Origin of the sequence: Pseudomonas sp. Sample_22 (genome assembly GCF_004307635.1) — a bacterium.
Taxonomy (GTDB): Bacteria; Pseudomonadota; Gammaproteobacteria; order Pseudomonadales; family Pseudomonadaceae; genus Aquipseudomonas.
The window spans coordinates 1-17,328 of sequence record NZ_RCNY01000010.1; the positions used below are offsets into that span (position 1 = coordinate 1).

The 17,328-nt window shown below is 57.4% G+C and carries 18 protein-coding genes; 6 read left to right on the plus strand and 12 right to left on the minus strand.

Translation table 11 applies throughout. The annotated features are described in order from the left end of the window. Window positions 1-60: 60 nt before the first annotated feature. The 6 genes from msrQ to D8U73_RS01405 form a co-directional block, all read right to left on the minus strand. Entirely contained in the window at window positions 61-681 is a 621-nt protein-coding gene (gene msrQ, locus D8U73_RS01380) for a protein-methionine-sulfoxide reductase heme-binding subunit MsrQ (RefSeq protein ID WP_130903532.1), read from the minus strand. After that, window positions 681-1,694, minus strand: coding sequence for a protein-methionine-sulfoxide reductase catalytic subunit MsrP (gene msrP / locus D8U73_RS01385; protein WP_130903533.1), 1,014 nt, complete (start codon window positions 1,692-1,694; stop codon window positions 681-683). Before msrP ends, msrQ begins: the two co-directional genes overlap by 1 nt. A gap of 63 nt (window positions 1,695-1,757) precedes the next feature. Further along, window positions 1,758-2,615 (minus strand): CDP-diacylglycerol--serine O-phosphatidyltransferase, encoded by an 858-nt coding sequence (gene pssA / locus D8U73_RS01390; protein WP_056855607.1) that lies wholly within the window; start codon window positions 2,613-2,615, stop codon window positions 1,758-1,760. Window positions 2,616-2,760: 145 nt separating this feature from the next. Further along, window positions 2,761-3,777: a ketol-acid reductoisomerase gene (gene ilvC, locus D8U73_RS01395; RefSeq protein ID WP_003228216.1), complete on the minus strand. Its 1,017-nt coding sequence runs from the start codon at window positions 3,775-3,777 to the stop codon at window positions 2,761-2,763. Window positions 3,778-3,822: 45 nt separating this feature from the next. Then, on the minus strand, window positions 3,823-4,314 hold the full coding sequence (gene ilvN / locus D8U73_RS01400) for an acetolactate synthase small subunit (RefSeq protein ID WP_003176102.1): 492 nt from the start codon (window positions 4,312-4,314) through the stop codon (window positions 3,823-3,825). A gap of 2 nt (window positions 4,315-4,316) precedes the next feature. After that, complete coding sequence (locus tag D8U73_RS01405) at window positions 4,317-6,041, minus strand: acetolactate synthase 3 large subunit (RefSeq protein ID WP_130903534.1); 1,725 nt, start codon at window positions 6,039-6,041, stop codon at window positions 4,317-4,319. Between the two features lie 400 nt (window positions 6,042-6,441). Here D8U73_RS01405 and D8U73_RS01410 point away from each other — a divergent pair, with 400 nt between their 5' ends. Continuing rightward, entirely contained in the window at window positions 6,442-6,864 is a 423-nt protein-coding gene (locus D8U73_RS01410; RefSeq protein ID WP_130903535.1) for a DUF4124 domain-containing protein, read from the plus strand. 49 nt (window positions 6,865-6,913) lie between these two features. Here the strand turns inward: D8U73_RS01410 and D8U73_RS01415 are convergent, their stop codons facing one another. Genes D8U73_RS01415 through mrcB form a run of 3 tightly spaced genes read right to left on the minus strand, consistent with a single transcriptional unit; the run spans window position 6,914 to window position 10,318 of the window. Then, window positions 6,914-7,249, minus strand: coding sequence for a YqcC family protein (locus D8U73_RS01415; protein WP_130903536.1), 336 nt, complete (start codon window positions 7,247-7,249; stop codon window positions 6,914-6,916). Continuing rightward, a complete protein-coding gene (locus tag D8U73_RS01420; protein ID WP_056855610.1) occupies window positions 7,249-7,983 on the minus strand; it encodes a hypothetical protein in 735 nt (244 codons plus the stop codon). The genes D8U73_RS01415 and D8U73_RS01420 overlap by 1 nt, the downstream gene beginning before the upstream one ends. Window positions 7,984-7,999: 16 nt before the next feature. Continuing rightward, window positions 8,000-10,318 carry a penicillin-binding protein 1B gene (gene mrcB, locus D8U73_RS01425; protein WP_130903537.1) on the minus strand — a complete coding sequence of 773 codons (2,319 nt, stop codon included), beginning with the start codon at window positions 10,316-10,318 and terminating at the stop codon, window positions 8,000-8,002. Window positions 10,319-10,434: 116 nt separating this feature from the next. On the opposite strand from mrcB, the gene D8U73_RS01430 reads away from it, so the two are divergent. The 3 genes from D8U73_RS01430 to D8U73_RS01440 all read left to right on the plus strand — a co-directional run bounded on the left by D8U73_RS01430 (window position 10,435) and on the right by D8U73_RS01440 (window position 12,943). Beyond that, window positions 10,435-11,991 carry a bifunctional aminoglycoside phosphotransferase/ATP-binding protein gene (locus D8U73_RS01430; protein WP_130903538.1) on the plus strand — a complete coding sequence of 519 codons (1,557 nt, stop codon included), beginning with the start codon at window positions 10,435-10,437 and terminating at the stop codon, window positions 11,989-11,991. 90 nt (window positions 11,992-12,081) lie between these two features. After that, complete coding sequence (locus tag D8U73_RS01435; RefSeq protein WP_056855613.1) at window positions 12,082-12,426, plus strand: pentapeptide repeat-containing protein; 345 nt, start codon at window positions 12,082-12,084, stop codon at window positions 12,424-12,426. 244 nt (window positions 12,427-12,670) lie between these two features. Beyond that, window positions 12,671-12,943, plus strand: coding sequence for a TfoX/Sxy family protein (locus D8U73_RS01440; protein WP_056855614.1), 273 nt, complete (start codon window positions 12,671-12,673; stop codon window positions 12,941-12,943). Window positions 12,944-13,243: 300 nt separating this feature from the next. Here D8U73_RS01440 and D8U73_RS01445 read toward each other — a convergent pair whose 3' ends face one another. Continuing rightward, entirely contained in the window at window positions 13,244-14,116 is an 873-nt protein-coding gene (locus D8U73_RS01445; RefSeq protein ID WP_130903539.1) for an ABC transporter substrate-binding protein, read from the minus strand. A 162-nt stretch (window positions 14,117-14,278) separates the two neighbouring features. Between D8U73_RS01445 and D8U73_RS01450 the strand changes: the two genes are divergently transcribed. Continuing rightward, window positions 14,279-14,596 (plus strand): Rieske 2Fe-2S domain-containing protein, encoded by a 318-nt coding sequence (locus D8U73_RS01450; RefSeq protein WP_130903540.1) that lies wholly within the window; start codon window positions 14,279-14,281, stop codon window positions 14,594-14,596. Here the strand turns inward: D8U73_RS01450 and sfsA are convergent. Both sfsA and D8U73_RS01460 read right to left on the minus strand, forming a co-directional pair. Beyond that, on the minus strand, window positions 14,593-15,306 hold the full coding sequence (gene sfsA / locus D8U73_RS01455) for a DNA/RNA nuclease SfsA (RefSeq protein ID WP_130903541.1): 714 nt from the start codon (window positions 15,304-15,306) through the stop codon (window positions 14,593-14,595). The genes D8U73_RS01450 and sfsA overlap by 4 nt on opposite strands. Further along, window positions 15,306-16,478, minus strand: a complete 1,173-nt coding sequence (locus tag D8U73_RS01460) for a pyridoxal phosphate-dependent aminotransferase (RefSeq protein ID WP_130903542.1) — start codon at window positions 16,476-16,478, stop codon at window positions 15,306-15,308. The genes sfsA and D8U73_RS01460 overlap by 1 nt, the downstream gene beginning before the upstream one ends. Window positions 16,479-16,812: 334 nt before the next feature. Here D8U73_RS01460 and dksA point away from each other — a divergent pair, with 334 nt between their 5' ends. Continuing rightward, entirely contained in the window at window positions 16,813-17,256 is a 444-nt protein-coding gene (gene dksA, locus D8U73_RS01465) for an RNA polymerase-binding protein DksA (protein WP_056855619.1), read from the plus strand. Window positions 17,257-17,328 lie beyond the last annotated feature (72 nt).

Consider the following 17,328-nt stretch of genomic DNA (forward strand, 5'->3'; position numbering starts at 1 on the left):
TTCGACTGCGCCGGAAGTGGGGCGAATTATAGACACCTGAGATCTGCCGTCAACCACTATTTACGCCTTTTTGGCAGAAGAGGCCTTTTTTGTCATTAATCGTGGGATTCGGCGTGCCAACGGCGGTAGGCGCAGCACTAGCAGCAACACACCTATAACGGCATAGATCGCCCACTCCTTCAGATCGGCACGCACGATCCACAGCATATGCAGCAATCCAAGCCCCAGAATCACATACACCAGACGATGCAACTTCTTCCAACGAACACCCAACCTTCTTTGACTGTATCGATTGGAAGTCACAGCCAGTGCCAGCAAACACAGAAAACCTAGCGCACCAACAATGATGTAAGGACGCTTGCGCAACTCGACGCCCAATTGCGACCAGTCAAACCCCAGAATAAATGCCAAATAGGCGCTCAAGTGCAGTACGACATAACAGAAGCACCAAAGCCCCAGCTGACGCCGGACAGCAATCCACCCCGCCCAACCTGTGAGTTTCTGCAGTGGTGTCATACTTAATGTAATAAGCAAGAGGACAAGCGTTCCCAATCCCAACCGGTCGACCAGCACTTTGCCAGGGTCTGGCCCCAACACATCCTCCCAAGCCTGATACAACCAGAGCAGGGGCCACACCATCGCCGCAATGAAAACGCCAATACGCCAAAGCGGATATCGCATCAGTAATTCTTCCGCAGATCGAGCCCTGTATATAGAGAAGCAACTTCGTCCGCATAGCCGTTGAACATTTGCGTGTCCCGCACATTCGGCTTGAACAGACCACTTGGCAAGCGTCGCTCACGCGCCTGCGTCCAGCGTGGGTGGTCAACCGCAGGATTCACGTTCGCATAGAAACCATATTCGTCCGAGGCAATACTCTGCCAAGTGGTTTTGGGCTGCTCGCTCACCAGACTGATGCGCACGATGGACTTGATGCTTTTGAACCCGTACTTCCACGGCACTACCAAACGCAGCGGCGCTCCGTTCTGGTTCGGCAATTCGCGCCCGTACATCCCCACCGCCAGGATCGCCAAAGGATTCATCGCCTCATCCAGTCGAAGTCCTTCCACATAAGGCCAGTCAATCAAGGCAAAACCAGAGCGCTGCCCCGGCATGCTCTTGGGATCCTGCAGAGTTTCAAAGCGAATGAACCTGGCCTTTGACGTTGGCTCGACCTGGCTGAGCAAAGCCGATATCGGGAAGCCTATCCAGGGAATCACCATGGACCACGCCTCAACGCAGCGAAGTCGGTAAATGCGCTCCTCCAACTGATAAGGCTTCATGAAGTCTTCCAGCGCATACCGTCCCGGCTTGCCCACCTCCCCGTCCACGATCACCGTCCACGGTTCAGTCTTCAGCGTGCCGGCATTGGCAGCCGGATCGCCCTTGTCGGCACCGAACTCATAAAAGTTGTTGTAATGGGTCGCATCCTTGAAGGGGGTTATTGCCTCATCCCTGACATTGACCGCGCCCCATTTGGTCGAAGGCAGCTTCTCACTGAACCAGTAAGGCGCCTTGCCAGGCTCCACATCCGGATAACGCGCCGCCTCATCAGCCACTGCCCATTGAGGCAGAGCGCCCACAGCCAATCCGGCAGCAGCAGCGCCCAACACAGTGCGTCGAGAAAGATAAATAGATTCAGGCGTGACGTCCGATTCATGGCAATCGGACGCTTTGGGGATTTTGATCAGCATGGCTACTCCGCAGCATTGGAGAACAGATGCACCAACAGTCTGCGGAGTATGAGGGAAATTACATCACTCGACGCTTTTGCGCCGACGAAGATGTAACAAGTACTGCACCGGTCCGGAAGCCGCATAGGCGAGGAACACCAGCAGCAGAATGCGCGGAGGATCACTGAACACGACTGCGAACACCAGCACGACAGCGAGGATAGCCACGAAAGGTACGCGTCCTTTCAGGTCCAGCTCCTTGAAGCTGTTGTACTTGATGTTGCTGACCATCAGCATGCCCGCGGCTGCCACCATCAACGCCACCAGGAAGGACATCTTGGAGCCCTGAATGCCGTAATCGCTGAACGCCCAAACGATACCCGCCACGACTCCGGCGGCAGCCGGGCTGGCCAGACCGATGAAATAGCGCTTGTCGGCGGTGCCGACCTGAGTGTTGAAGCGCGCCAGACGCAACGCAGCGCCCGCTACATATATGAAGGCGACCATCCAGCCAACCTTGCCCATGTCGCCCAGCGCCCAACCAAATGCCAGCAATGCCGGCGCCACACCGAAAGCGACCATGTCCGACAGCGAGTCGTACTCGGCACCGAACGCACTCTGGGTGTTGGTCATGCGGGCAACACGACCATCCAGGCCGTCAAGCACCATGGCGACAAAGATCGCGATGGCAGCGAAAGCGAAGTACTTGCTTGCGCTGACCGAGTCGCCGGCGCTCAAGGCGGCCTGCGCGCTCATCGAGTTGATGATGGAATAGAAACCTGCGAACAGGTTCGCAGTGGTAAACAGATTCGGCAAAAGATAGATACCACGATGCCGGACTTTACGGCCTTCAGCGTCGTGCCCTTCTTCGATATGTTCATCGATGGGCAGCAGGCTTTCGGCGTCAGAGGCCTGGTTTGGCTCTTCGGGACGTTCGCTCATGGACAATACCTTGCAACGGGGTGGAAAGTTTCGACAGGTGTCTGCGACAGCGGTTCGCATCGCAAACGATGCAGCTTTATACCAGAACCGGCGATCCAAACGAAAAAACGCGGCCTAAGCCGCGTTTTTCGTACAAGTGTCAGACTTAGTTTTTGGCTTTGTCGACGATCTTGTTGGCACCGATCCACGGCATCATGGAGCGCAGTTGCTCGCCGATGATTTCGATACCGTGAGCGGCGTTGTTACGGCGCTTGGCGGTCATCGAAGGATAGCCGGTAGCGCCTTCGCTGATGAACATCTTGGCGTATTCGCCGTCCTGAATGCGTTTCAGGGCATTGCGCATGGCCTGACGGGATTCGGCGTTGATGACTTCCGGGCCAGTCACGTACTCGCCGTATTCGGCGTTGTTGGAGATCGAGTAGTTCATGTTGGCGATACCGCCTTCGTACATGAGGTCAACGATCAGCTTCAGTTCGTGCAAGCATTCGAAGTAGGCCATTTCCGGCGCGTAGCCAGCTTCAACCAGGGTTTCGAAACCGGCTTTAACCAGTTCAACGGTACCGCCGCACAGAACGGCTTGCTCGCCGAACAGGTCGGTTTCAGTCTCGTCCTTGAAGGTGGTTTCGATGATGCCAGTACGACCGCCACCAACGCCAGCTGCGTAGGACAGTGCAACGTTTTTGGCGTTGCCCGAAGCATCCTGGTAGATAGCGATCAGGTCAGGGATACCGCCGCCTTTCACGAATTCGGAACGTACGGTGTGACCTGGAGCCTTCGGCGCGATCATGATCACGTCGAGGTCAGCGCGTGGCACTACCTGGTTGTAGTGGATCGCGAAACCGTGGGAGAAGGCCAGGGTAGCGCCCTTCTTGATGTTCGGTTCGATTTCGTTCTTGTACAGGGAGGACTGGAACTCGTCCGGGGTCAGGATCATGACCAGGTCGGCAGCTGCAACAGCGGAAGCAACGTCAGTCACTTTCAGGCCATGAGCTTCAGCCTTGGCAACGGTGGCCGAACCTTTACGCAGGCCAACGGTAACGTCAACGCCGGAGTCTTTCAGGTTGCACGCCTGAGCGTGGCCTTGGGAACCGTAACCGATGATGGCAACTTTCTTGCCCTGGATGATCGACAGGTCGCAGTCTTTATCGTAGAAAACTTTCATGAATTTCCCCTATATCAGGCCGTTCAGGCCATTCGCTAATTTGGTTTAGATGCTGAGTACTTTGTCGCCGCGGGCAATACCGGTGACGCCACTGCGGACGGTCTCCAGAATCGAGGCGGTGCCAATGGACTGAATGAAGCTGTCGAGCTTGTCGCTGGTACCGGTCAATTGAACGGTATACACGCTGGCACTGACATCGACGATCTGTCCACGATAAATATCGGTGGTGCGTTTGATCTCGGCGCGCTGGGCACCGGTAGCCTTGACCTTGACCAGCATCAGCTCACGCTCGATGTGCGCGCTTTCCGACAGGTCGACCAGTTTGACTACTTCGATCAGTTTGTTGAGGTTCTTGGTGATCTGCTCAATGACCTCATCGTGACCGACAGTGGTCAACGTCAAACGCGACAGGGTCGGGTCTTCGGTTGGCGCCACGGTCAGGCTTTCGATGTTGTAGTTGCGCTGCGAGAACAGACCAACCACACGAGACAAAGCGCCCGGTTCGTTTTCCAGAAGCAAGGAAATAATGTGCCGCATGATTAGGTACGCTCCGTCTTGCTCAGCCACATATCGCGCATGGAGCCGTCTTTGATCTGCATCGGATAGACGTGCTCGCTGGTGTCGACCGAAATATCGATCACTACCAGGCGATCCTTCATGGCAAACGCTTCTTCCATCTTCGACTTCAAATCTTTCGAATCGGTGATGCGCACGCCAACGTGACCATAAGCCTCTGCCAGCTTGACGAAATCAGGCAGCGATTCCATGTAGGAGTGAGAGTGGCGGCTGCCATAGCTCATGTCCTGCCACTGGCGAACCATGCCCAGTACACCGTTGTTCAGGATGACGATCTTTACCGGCAAACCGTATTGCAGGCAGGTCGACAACTCCTGAATGTTCATCTGGATGCTGCCCTCGCCCGTTACGCAGGCGACGTCATCATCCGGAAAGCTCAACTTGATGCCCATGGCCGCCGGAAAACCGAAGCCCATGGTGCCCAGGCCGCCGGAGTTGATCCAGCGGTTCGGCTTGTTGAACTTGTAGTACTGCGCCGCGAACATCTGATGCTGACCCACGTCAGAAGCAACAAAGGCATTGCCCTTGGTCACTTCGCAAAGGGTCTCGATCACGGCCTGCGGCTTGATGACGCTGCCGTCACCCTTGTCATAAGGGAACAGGCCACGATCACCGCGCCACTCGTCGATCTGCTTCCACCAGCTGGCAACGGACTCCTTGTTCGGGGTCTCGCCGATTTCCTTGAGGATCGCGACCATTTCGGTCAGGACGCTCTCGACCGGACCAACGATCGGCACATCGGCCTTGATGGTCTTGGAAATCGAAGCCGGGTCGATGTCGATGTGAATGATCTTGGCATTCGGGCAGAACTTGGAGGCGCCGTTGATCACGCGGTCGTCAAACCGTGCGCCGACAGCCAGGATCACGTCAGCGTGGTGCATCGCCAGGTTGGCGGTGTAGCTGCCGTGCATGCCCAGCATGCCGATGAACTGACGATCCGTACCGGGGAAACCGCCCAGGCCCATCAGGGTATTGGTCACTGGCAGGTTAAGCATTTTCGCCAGCTCGGTCAGCGGCGCGGAGCCACCACCGAGAATCACGCCACCGCCCGAGTACAGCACAGGGCGCTTGGCCGCCAGGAGCATTTCTGCCGCCTTGCGGATTTGCCCGGAGTGACCGCGAACGGCCGGGCTGTAGGAGCGCAACTTGGCTTTTTTCGGGAAGACGTATTCGAACTTCTCGGCCGGGTTGGTCATGTCTTTCGGGATATCGACAACGACCGGACCAGGACGACCGGATTGCGCCAGGTAGAAAGCTTTCTTCATGACTTCCGGGATTTCCGACGCATGCTTGATCATGAAGCTGTGCTTCACGATCGGCCGGGAAATACCGATCATGTCGGTTTCCTGGAAGGCGTCGGTACCGACCATGGTGCTCGGCACCTGGCCGGAAATAACCACCATCGGAATGGAGTCCATGTAGGCGGTGGCAATACCGGTGATGGCGTTTGTAGCGCCAGGACCGGACGTCACCAGTACCACACCGGCTTTACCGGTGGCACGGGCGTAGCCGTCAGCCATATGGGTAGCCGCTTGCTCGTGACGAACCAGGATGTGGGTCACTTCCGGTTCTTTGAACAGGGCATCGTAGACATGAAGAAGAGCACCACCCGGGTACCCGTAGATATATTTGACGCCTTCGTCACGCAAGAAGCGGACGAGCATCTCACCGCCAGATAAAAGCTCCACGTTGCTCACCTCTAAAACGCCAGAATACCGCCCACGAAAAATGGGACGGGTCTTAATAGGTTTACTTCTCTGCAGAGCATGAGCGACGGTGGTCGCCGACTACGTCAGCACTGACTGAGCAAGTATTGGGATCGTCCCAAGTGTTGCGGGCTTCTCCCACCCAGCGCGAGGTAACGCGTTGCGGGTGTAACAGGTCGGCGCGGATGTGCGCCTCATGATCTGCTGAGAGGGTCTGCTTCTGGCAGTCCCTGTACAGCGGACTTTGGATTCTTCTGTTTCGCCCTTCGCAAGTCAAGCCGTCTATGTGCTTTATTCTAGTAACCGCATGAGAACGCAAGAAAAAACCTATAAATCCCATGTGTGTTAGCTTCAATTGCGCAACTTTTGACTAGGAATTGGCATGCGTACGCACTTCTTCATTGCCGGCCTGTTGGTCGTCCTCAGCCCGGCGGCCATGGCCGCGCAGATTTATAAATGGGTCGACGCCCAAGGCGTTACCCATTTCGATGGCCAGCCGCCCCCAGGCCTGCCAGCCACGACCATCGTCACCCCCGCTTCATCGCCGGGAAAACCATCCATCCCCGCCAACGGCGGCGCCATCGGCGATCAACAGGCCATCGACAACAGCGTCAAGAAGCAGGTTGCCGAGCAGCAGGAACAGTTGAAAGTGTTTTGTGAGCAGGCGCGAACGAATCTTGCGCAGTTGCAGAACAATCCGCGACTCAGGGAGGAAGTGGAAGGACAGTTGCGCCGTCTGGACGATGCACAGCGGCAAGAGCGTATCGGCGAAACGCAGAAACAGATCGCGGACAACTGCCAGTGAACGCCTGCAGGAGCCGAGTTTGGTCCGGCTCCTGCAATGGGCGGTGGGGTCAGCGGGCCGCGGTGATCAGTTGATCAAACTCTTTGAGCAGCACTTGCAACTGGCGATCCCGGCCCTGGACATTGCGTCCAGCGAAGACCATTTCGGCCATTTCCTGAATCCCTGAAGCATTCGGCAACGGCAGGTCCTGCTCGAGGATCGCTTTCATGCGCGGCAGGAATATCCACTGCAGCCATTGTTCGAAGTCCAGCGTATCGACCGAAAAGGGTTCCACGCTGGAAAGTGCTTCGGCGGATGGCCGAACGTCGTCCCACCACCCTTGTATCCGCAGCTCTCGCTCGATCAGCAGCAACTGATCGGCGATCTGGAGAAAACGTGTGTCCATTACGACGTAACCTTGGCTTTCTGACGGGCCAGTGCCGCACCCGAGGAATCACCCTGTTTCTCGCGAGCCTGAGCGATCAGCTCCCAGAGGCTGGCTTGAAGAGCCGGACGGCCATTGGCGAAGGTCAGGCCACGACGGGCGAATTGCTCGGCTTGCGCGGCATCACCTTGGGCCATGCGCACTTGCGCCAGGCGATAAAGCACTTGAGGTTCACGCGGGGCTACTCGTTGGGCGCGCTCAAGGCTCGAGGACGCACCGTTCAGGTCGCCGCCAGCCTGTTGTTGCTGAGCAGTGGTCAGCAGCGCAAGGACCGGGCCGTCCAATTGCTCGTCGGCGGACAGGCCACCGGAACTCGCCGACGGAATTCCGCTCGGCGTCGACGGCATGCTGTAGCTGCCCTGATTGACCGGCGCAGATTGAACCGGCGATGTATCAATCGGCCCTGGCGTGATCGGCCCAGGAGTAATCGGTGTGGTGCTGATCGGTGTCGACGTCGTTGCGCCCCCGCCCGGGATCATCACAACCACACCGGTATCGCCTTGTGGAATCGCCTGTGTTTGCGATTGCACGGGACGCTTCACCGTCGTCTGGCGATAACCACCGTTCGCGGAAACGCGCTCGCTGTTGGAAACCGCGGTACCGGAATCCACAACCGGAATCGAACCACGCTGCACTGAAGAACAACCGCTGAGCAAAGCCACGGCGGTAACCGCTGGAATCAACCACTTGTTCACTTGAAACCCTCTTTGCTTAATTCATCCAGCCCTTGACCCAATCCATCACCGTCTCTGCAGGGTTTTCACCCCCACAAGCGGCACCGGGAGGCGGTTCGCTGCCGCGAATATACGGCATCTGCACGGCACCTGGGCAACCGGCATTGGAGCCTTGTCCGGTTCGCGAATCAACCCAGGCCTGAACGATATTGTCCGGCTGCGGCATGTCCAGGGGAAGTGGGTCTGCCTTGCGCATGAAGCTGGTCCAGACCTGCAATGCGCCGGTAGCGCCGGTGAATGGCGTCTTGCCATTGTCATCGCGCCCCAACCAGACCACCGCCAGCAAGTCCTGACTGAAGCCAGCGAACCAACTGTCTCGGGAGTCGTTACTGGTCCCCGTCTTCCCCGCCAGGGTCAAGGTTTTCGGTAACACGTTGTAAACCGAACTGCCGGTGCCTTCCCGCATGACCCGCTGCATGGCGCTCTGGATCAGATAAATCGAAGCCGGGTCGAAACGCTGTTGAATCTGGAAAGGGTAACGCTTGAGCGGCTCCCCCTCCGCCGTCAGCACGCTGCGAATCCCGCGCATCGGCGTATTGAAGCCACCGTTGGCGAGTGTCTGATACATGGTCGCGACTTCAATCGGCGTCATGCCGCCAGCCCCCAGCAACATCGAAGGGAAGGCCGGAAATTCGCGGCTTACGCCCAGACGCCCCAAAGTCTTGAGGACATTGGGCACACCCACCGCCAGACCGAGACGCGCAGTCGACAGGTTGTAGGAATGCGCCAGACCTTGATAAAGGAAGACCGTGCCGTGAGAACGACGATCATAGTTTTGCGGCTTCCAGACCTGGCCATCCGCCCCTTTGACCGAAAAGTATTCGTCCGACAACCAACTGGTCAATGTGTACTGGCTGGGTTTCTCAAGCGCTGTCAGATACACCGCTGGCTTGATCAACGAGCCGATAGGTCGCACAGCATCCAGTGCCCGGTTGAAACCGGCAAAACTGGCCTGGCGACTGCCAATCATGGCCTGGACCTCACCGGTTTCCGGATTGGTCACGACCATGGCCGCCTCGACGTCGTCAGATCCTTTGCGCCCGGAAAGACGCTTGAAGGTGTCGTTGACCGACGCTTCGGCCTTCATCTGCAGGATCGGGTCAAAACTGGTGAAGATGCGCAGGCCTTCTTCGGTCAAGTCTTCGTCGCGATAGTCTTCACGCAGTTGACGCTTGACCAGATCAAGGAAGCCAGGGAACGAGCTGTCCGCCAGCTTGCCTCGCGTTGTCACGCCCAACGGCATTTTTTTCGCGGCGGCGACTTGCTCGGCACTGGCAACACCTTGTTGTTCAAGCACGTCCAGCACCAGATTGCGCCGCTCGAGTGCCCGCTCAGGATTGCGACGCGGGTTGTAATAGGAAGGCCCCTTGACCATGCCTACCAGCATCGCGACTTGATGCAGCTTCAGTTCGGACAATGGCTGCCCGAAGAAAAACTGGCTGGCCAGACCGAAACCGTGCACAGCGCGCTGACCGTCTTGACCGACGAACACTTCATTGAGGTAGGCCTCAAGAATTTCCCGTTTGTCGTAATGCAACTCGAGCAACATCGCCATCATGGCTTCGGTGAGTTTACGACTCAGGCTGCGTTCGCTGGTCAGGTAGAAATTCTTGACCAGTTGTTGCGTGAGCGTACTGCCGCCCTGAGTCATCTTGCCGCCAGAAGTGTTGACGTAGACGGCTCGCGCAATCGACTTGGGCGACACGCCCCAATGGCTATAGAAATCCCGATCTTCCACCGCGACCAGGGTTTCCAGCAAATAGGGCGGGACTTGATCGATTTTGATCAGAATGCGGTCTTCGAGGTTCTTCGGATAAATCCCGCCGATCAGCAGCGGCTCCAGGCGCACTACCGAAAGCTTCGAACCGTTCGTCGCCGAGAGTTCGGCCACATAGTCGCCGGAGAAACGCACACGCACCGGCTGCGCCTGTTCCATGCCTTCATAAAACTGGAAACCACGGGTATTCAAATCAACAGTATTACCGTTGACCGCCGCAGCGCCGGGGCCATTGCTCACACTTTCACGGCGATAGCCCAAAGCATCGAGCTCGGTAAGAAAGTCGTCGCGACTCAGCTTTTGTCCGACGAACAGCTCGAGCGGGCGCGCGTATACCTTCGCCGGAATGGTCCAGCGCTTGCCGGAAAACTTCTCCTGCACGACGGCATCGAGGTAAACCGCGAATCCGGCCAGCACTACCAGGCCGACCAGACTGAGTTTAAGGGCCCAGCCCAGCCAAGGCCGCAAGCCTCGGGAAGGTGGTTTTTTAGGGGTACGGGGGGATCGGGTACGAGTCATGGCGGCGGATTATACGCACTTTATTCGTCCCCAACAGGAGCCCTCCGAGTTTGCGTTAGGCTGGCTAGCCGCCATAATAGCGACCTGAAATTTTTCCAGACTCTGAAGGATCGCCTGTGAGCCAGTCCCTGATCGCCGCCCTGCAAAACCCGGCCCTCTACCCGCACTCCGTAGACGGGTTCCAGCTCATCGAAACCCACATTTCCTGGGTACTGCTGACTGGCGACTTTGCATATAAAGTGAAGAAACCGATGAATTTCGGCTTCCTCGACTTCACGACCCTCGAAGCCCGCAAGCATTTCTGTGGCGAAGAGCTGCGCTTGAACCAGCGCCTGACTGACGATCTTTATCTTGAAGTATTGCCGATTACCGGCAGTGCCGAAGCACCTCAATTGGGCGGGGATGGCCCGGCCATCGAATACGTGCTGAAAATGCGCCAGTTCCCCCAGACCGGCTTGCTCAGCACCCTGCAAGCCAACGGCGAACTGACTACCGCACACATCGATGAGATGGCAGCCCAGATTGCTCGCTTCCACCTCAACGCACCGAAAGTCCCGGCGGAACATGAAGCCGGCACCCCCGACAGCGTGATGGCCCCCGTGCGCCAGAACTTCGAACAGATCCTGCCGTTCATCAGCGACAAGGCTGACCTTCAACAACTCGACGCCCTGCAAGCCTGGGCCGAAAGCAGCTTCGAACGCCTCAAGCCACTGCTCGAGCAACGCAAGGCAGATGGCTTCATCCGCGAATGCCATGGTGACATCCATTTGGGTAACGCCACGGTGATCGACGGCAAGGTCGTGATCTTCGACTGCATCGAGTTCAACGAGCCCTTCCGCTTCACCGATGTTTACGCCGACAGCGCTTTCCTGGCGATGGACCTGGAAGACCGTGGCCTTAAATGCCTGGCACGGCGTTTCATCAGCCAATACCTGGAACTGACTGGCGATTATCAGGGCCTGGAACTGCTGAACTTCTATAAAGCCTACCGTGCGCTGGTGCGCGCCAAGGTCGCACTGTTCAGCATGCCGGCCGATGCCACGCCGGTGCAACGTGCCACCAGCCTGCGCCAGTACCGCAATTACGCCAACCTGGCGGAAAGCTACAGCACCATTCCTTCCCGTTTCATGGCCATCACCCACGGCGTCTCCGCAGTAGGCAAAAGCCATGTGGCCATGCGTCTGGTGGAAGCACTGGGCGCCATTCGCCTGCGCTCCGACGTAGAACGCAAACGCCTGTTTGGTGAACAGACGATGGCGAACGATCTGCAGGCAGGCATCTACAGTAGCGAAGCCAGTACCGCCACGTACCAGCGCCTGCATGAAATTGCCGCGGTGATTCTGCACGCCGGTTTCCCGGTGGTGGTTGATGCGACCTACCTAAAGCACGATCAACGTGACAGTGCAGCAAAGGTGGCAGAAGCGACTGGCGCACCGTTCCTGATTCTGGATTGCAATGCCCCTCAAGCTGTCATCGAAAGCTGGCTGCAACAACGTCAGGCCGAGAAATCGGATCCATCCGACGCGACATTGGCCGTTATCGAGGCTCAACAAGCCAGTCGCGAAGCCCTCACGCCAGCGGAAATTCTCTGCAGCAAACGCGTCCAGACCAATGAAAGCGGGACGCTTGACACCGTGGTAGAGCAGATTCGCCAACGCCTTCCGGGGCTGTAAAAAGTATTTCGGTCGTGAAGCCCTCTGCGGCTTCACGGCTGTCAAATAGTGGCACTATACTGGCGTCATAAAACCAACAGGTGATGCGACATGAGCCAGCCGAAACTTCTCGACACCCCGCTGTATGCCTTGCTGCACAAGGACGACATCACAGGATTCAATAACGAACGACCAAAGGAAGGACCGATCGACATGGTCGGAGGTGATTTCCGAGGCCTGGACCTGCGCGAACTCAATGCTGATGGTATCGACTTCACCGATGCTTATTTTCGATCCGCCGATTTGCGTGGCATCGATTTTCGCAAGGCTTCGCTTGAAGGCGCGAGCCTGGCCCATGCACAGATTTCCGGCGCCTACTTTCCAGCGGAACTCAGCGCTGACGAAATTCTGATGTCGATGAACTTCGGTACCCGATTGCGTTATCGCACACGCTGAATCCCGTGCGTAAATTGACAAGTCCAGCGCCCCCGCCTTGCGCTGGACTTCAGGTGTATTTCCTCTGATTTCCAGCTGTTCCCCGCTGCTTCCTGCCCGTTTCGCGGATTTTATCCGCGTGCTTTTTCAACGACGCTTAGAAGCTTTTGCGTCGAAAACGACCAAACGATAACGCTTTTCCTGCTGATGGCTACACTCCTCAGAAGCTTGCCCACGCACCATTCGGCCATCGCAAGGAGGCTTGATGAATGATGAACTGCAACACCTGAAAAATCTTGGCAAGACGTCGGCGCAGTGGCTGCATGCCGTGGGCATCCACAGCGCCTCTGACTTGCGTCGCCTCGGGGCGGTGGATGCTTATCGGGCCGTGCGCACGCGCGGCTTCAGGGCTTCCAAGGTGTTGTTGTATGCAATAGAAGGCGCCCTGATGGATGTGCACTGGAATGACATTCCTGCCGAACGCAAAGAAGCCCTGAACAAACAATTGGAGGCTATTTCTTCACGCCACAAGAGCTGAATGACGGCTGTCGCTTCCCTTGGAATCAAGCCAATGAAAAATTAACTCATCAAAACGATCGACCAAAGCCCGCTATTTCAATGACTTACATCGAAAGCTCATCAACAGGCTGGAAAACGAGCAATCAGATGTTGACTCGCTAATGAGAATCGCTATGATTATCACAACCGGTCGCGAGACTGGTCGATTTTCTGAATAGCCCTTGGTTCGGACTCTCAGATTATCTCCTCATCAGGCTAATCACGGTTATTTGACCCGGCTCTTGCCGGGTCTTTTTTTGCCCTGGAAAAGTCCCGTGATTCACTGACTGTCTGTTTCGGGATAGAACTCGTCGGCGAGCTTTTTCAGAACCTCAGGTAAACGTGGCCCCAATCCACCTACGAGCAAGGTTGGATCGAGCTCGATGACCCGCCCATCCCTGGCGGCACGAGTGGATGCCAGAATCGGGTTTTCCTTGAACAACGCGGCCCGCGCCGCATTGCCGCTCAATGCCCTGTCGGCAAACACCAGGACATCGGGATCCAGGCTCACCAGCGACTCGTTGGAGAATGGTTTGTATCCGGTGTGGGTCGCCAGATTGTGGCCGCCGGCCCGTTGCAGCAGCCAATCGGCAGCGGTGTCCTTGCCGGCAATCAGCGGCTTGCCACCTGCATGACCGAGCAACATCAGAACACCGGGCGATGGTTTCGTCAGCTGTGCACGGGTCACCCGGACTTTCTGTTGCTCAAGGGCCTGTTGATAAGTGGCCAGCAATTGACTAGCCCGGTCTTCCGCGCCGAGTAACTTGCCCAAATGCTGGAGGTTATTCTGCAGCGTGGAGAGGTCCGGTTGCGCCGAGAATAATTCGACCTGCACACCCGCACTGCGTACCTGCGACAGCACCGGCGGCGGCCCCATTTCCTCTGTGCCGACCAATATCTGCGGGCGCAAACTCAAGATGCCCTCCGCCGAAAGCTGGCGTTGATAGCCGATACTGGGCAGTGCCTTGAGGGTTTCAGGATGTTGACTGGTGGTATCGACCCCGACCAATTTCGCCTCGCCACCCAATGCAATCACCCACTCGGACAGCGCTCCCCCCGCACTGACCCAGCGCTGGGGCAACTCGTTGGCAGTCACGTGACAGCAAACGAAGAATCCGACACAGAGTGCAGCAACACGGGTAGTCAGACGCATGAAGAGCTTCCTTTTAGGGTTTCCCGGGCGCTGAATCGACAAGCCAAGTATCCTGCGCATCTGGCTGCCGCTAGGCCGGCTAGTCAGTCATTTGATAATCACTCGCATTTTTACGTCAAGCTCATACACATCCGGTCACCATTGCGGGACCTGAGGACCAACATGAAACTTCTGTGTGCCGGCGTTGAGCTGGCCGATGCCAGTAGCCGCGGCTTCGAGATCGATGGCCAGAAACTCTTTGCCGTGCGCCGGGGCGGCCAGGTTTATGTGTACATCAATCGCTGCCCGCACCGGGGCGTGGGCCTGGAGTGGACGCCTGACCAGTTTCTCGACCCCAGCAACAGCTTGATCCAGTGCGCCACCCACGGCGCGCTGTTCTTGATCGAGGATGGCGAATGTGTGTCCGGCCCTTGCGCGGGCCAATCGCTGACCCGCGTTACCTGCCGTGAGGATAGCCAAGGGATCTGGGTCAACCTTTAATCGCCCAACAGCACCTCCAGCCGTCGATCCACCACCATTTCTTCATGGGTCAGGCTCACGCCATATGCCAGGACTTCAACACCACAAGCCACAGCCTCACGTAACGCCGCCGCGTAGACCGGGTCGATTTCTTGTGCCGGGCGCACGGCGTCGATCCCGGTCAGGTTGACACAATACAGTTGCACCGCACGAATCCCGTCTCGAGCCAAGTGGGCAAGCTCCCGAAGGTGTTTGGCCCCGCGCTGGGTCACGGCATCAGGGAACGCGGCAATGGCGATGCCGCCGAAACCCAGGGTGACGCTTTTCACCTCTACATAGGCCGGCCCTTCGGGGTAGTCGAGACGGAAATCGATCCGGCTCTTTTCCTGACCATAGGCCACTTCGCGCTTGAACTCGGTAAAACCGTTCAGTTCCGTGATAACACCCGCCCGCAGCGCTTCTTCGATCAAGCCATTGGCCCGACCGGTATTCACGCAAAAATGCCGGCCATGTGGCGTCTCACCAATTTCCCAGGTACCTGGCAATTTGCGTTTGGGGTCATTGGAGCGGCTGAACCAGACTTGCCCGCCTTCGACCTGACAATTGAGCATCGAGCCGGTGTTTGGGCAATGAATAGTCAGCAACTCGCCGCTAACGGTCTCGATATCGGCAAGAAAGCGCTTGTAACGACGTATCAGCCGACCTTCTTCGAGAGGAGGATGAAAGCGCATCAGCCTTGCCAACTCCGCAGACCACGAGCGATCCGATCCACCGCTTCCTCCAGGCGTTCCAGGCTTTGGGTATAAGCAAACCGCACATGGTGCCCCGCCTGATAGCGACCGAAATCCAGCCCAGGGGTAAACGCTACGTGTTCGGTTTCGAGAAAATGGCGGCAGAATGCGAAGGCATCACCGCCGAACTTGCTGATATCAGCGTACAAATAGAAGGCACCTTCCGGCTCGACGGCAATCCCGAAGCCTAACTCACGCAGTGCTGGCAACAGGAAATCCCGACGCCGCCCGAATTCGGCACGACGCTCTTCGAGAATGCTGATGGTCGCCGGCTCGAAGCAGGCCAATGCGGCGTGTTGAGCCATGCTTGGGGCGCTGATGTACAGGTTCTGCGCAAGCTTCTCCAACTCGCCGACCGCGGCTTCTGGCGCGACCAGCCAACCCAGGCGCCAGCCGGTCATGCCGAAATACTTCGAAAAACTATTAAGCACGAAGGCACTGTCGTCGACTTCCAGCACACTGGCGGCATCGGTGCCATAGGTCAGGCCATGGTAGATCTCGTCCACCACCAGGTGACCATGGCGCTCCTTGATCGCGCGAGACAGCCCGGCCAGCTCATCGCGGGTCAGTATTGTCCCGGTCGGATTGGCCGGTGACGCAACCAGCGCGCCGACGCTGTCATGATCCCAATGCCGCTCGATCAAGCCGGGCGTCAATTGATAACGCACATCCGGGCCGACCGGCACCAATTGCGCCGCGCCTTCGACCAATCGCAAAAAGTGTCGGTTGCACGGGTATCCCGGGTCTGCCAGCAGCCAATGCTTGCCCGGATCGACCAGCAAGGCACTGGCCAGCAACAGGGCACCGGAACCCCCGGGCGTTATGAGAATGCGGCGCGGGTCGATGTTCAGCCCGTAACGCTGTTGATAAAAGCCCGAAATGGCCTCACGCAGTTCAGGAATGCCACGGGCCGCGGTGTAACGGGTCCGGCCTGCCTCCAGCGCGGCTTGCCCCGCACGAATGATCGGCTCGGCGGTAGTGAAGTCCGGCTCGCCGATTTCCAGGTGGATGACATCGTGGCCGGCGGCCTGCAATTCATTGGCCCGTGCGAGCAACGCCATGACATGAAAAGGTTCGATCGCGCGACTGCGAGCACTGTAGGACTGAGCCATTGGCCTTCCTTCAACGAAGAAAAGAATCGATTCTACCCAAGCGCAGGAACGAGCGAGAACCTAAAGCGGTCAGAGGCGTTATGGCCCAGACCCAAAACGACTCAAGCGAGCGCCCAAGGTTTGACTAAAATCAATATTTGAGCAGCGCTCCAGACCCACCAGACAGCGCTTTGCCAGCATTTGCAAGCGCCACAGGCCGCGGGCTCGACATCCGGGAGTAGCGCGGTCTGATTTGATCTGGTAAGTTCGCCCGCTTGCAGCCGCAGGGCCGGCAGGTGTCGGTGATGGAGCAATCCTGCGCAGATGGATTACAAGAGTAGAGGCGGTCTATTTCATGTCCACCCAAGCAAAGCAACAGGCAGTCCCGTCGATCAGCGGCTTCGAACCCTATAAAGAAGTTCCGGGCGAGGAGTACATGGGCAAGCCCATGCGCGCTCATTTCACCAAGGTCCTGAACAAGTGGAAACAGGACTTGATGCAGGAAGTCGACCGTACGGTTGATCACATGAAGGACGAAGCAGCCAACTTCCCGGACCCGGCAGACCGTGCCAGCCAGGAAGAAGAGTTCGCCCTCGAACTGCGGGCCCGCGATCGTGAGCGCAAGTTGATCAAAAAGATCGACAAGACGCTGCAACTGATCGAAGACGAAGAGTATGGCTGGTGCGAGTCGTGCGGCGTTGAAATCGGCGTCAAGCGCCTGGAAGCCCGCCCTACGGCCGACATGTGCGTTGACTGCAAGACCCTCGCGGAAATCAAGGAAAAGCAAGTCGGCAAATAATGGCGACTTGAATGAAAAACGGAGCGTGCGAACGCTCCGTTTTTGTTTCCGATATTTGCCGATACCTGTTAC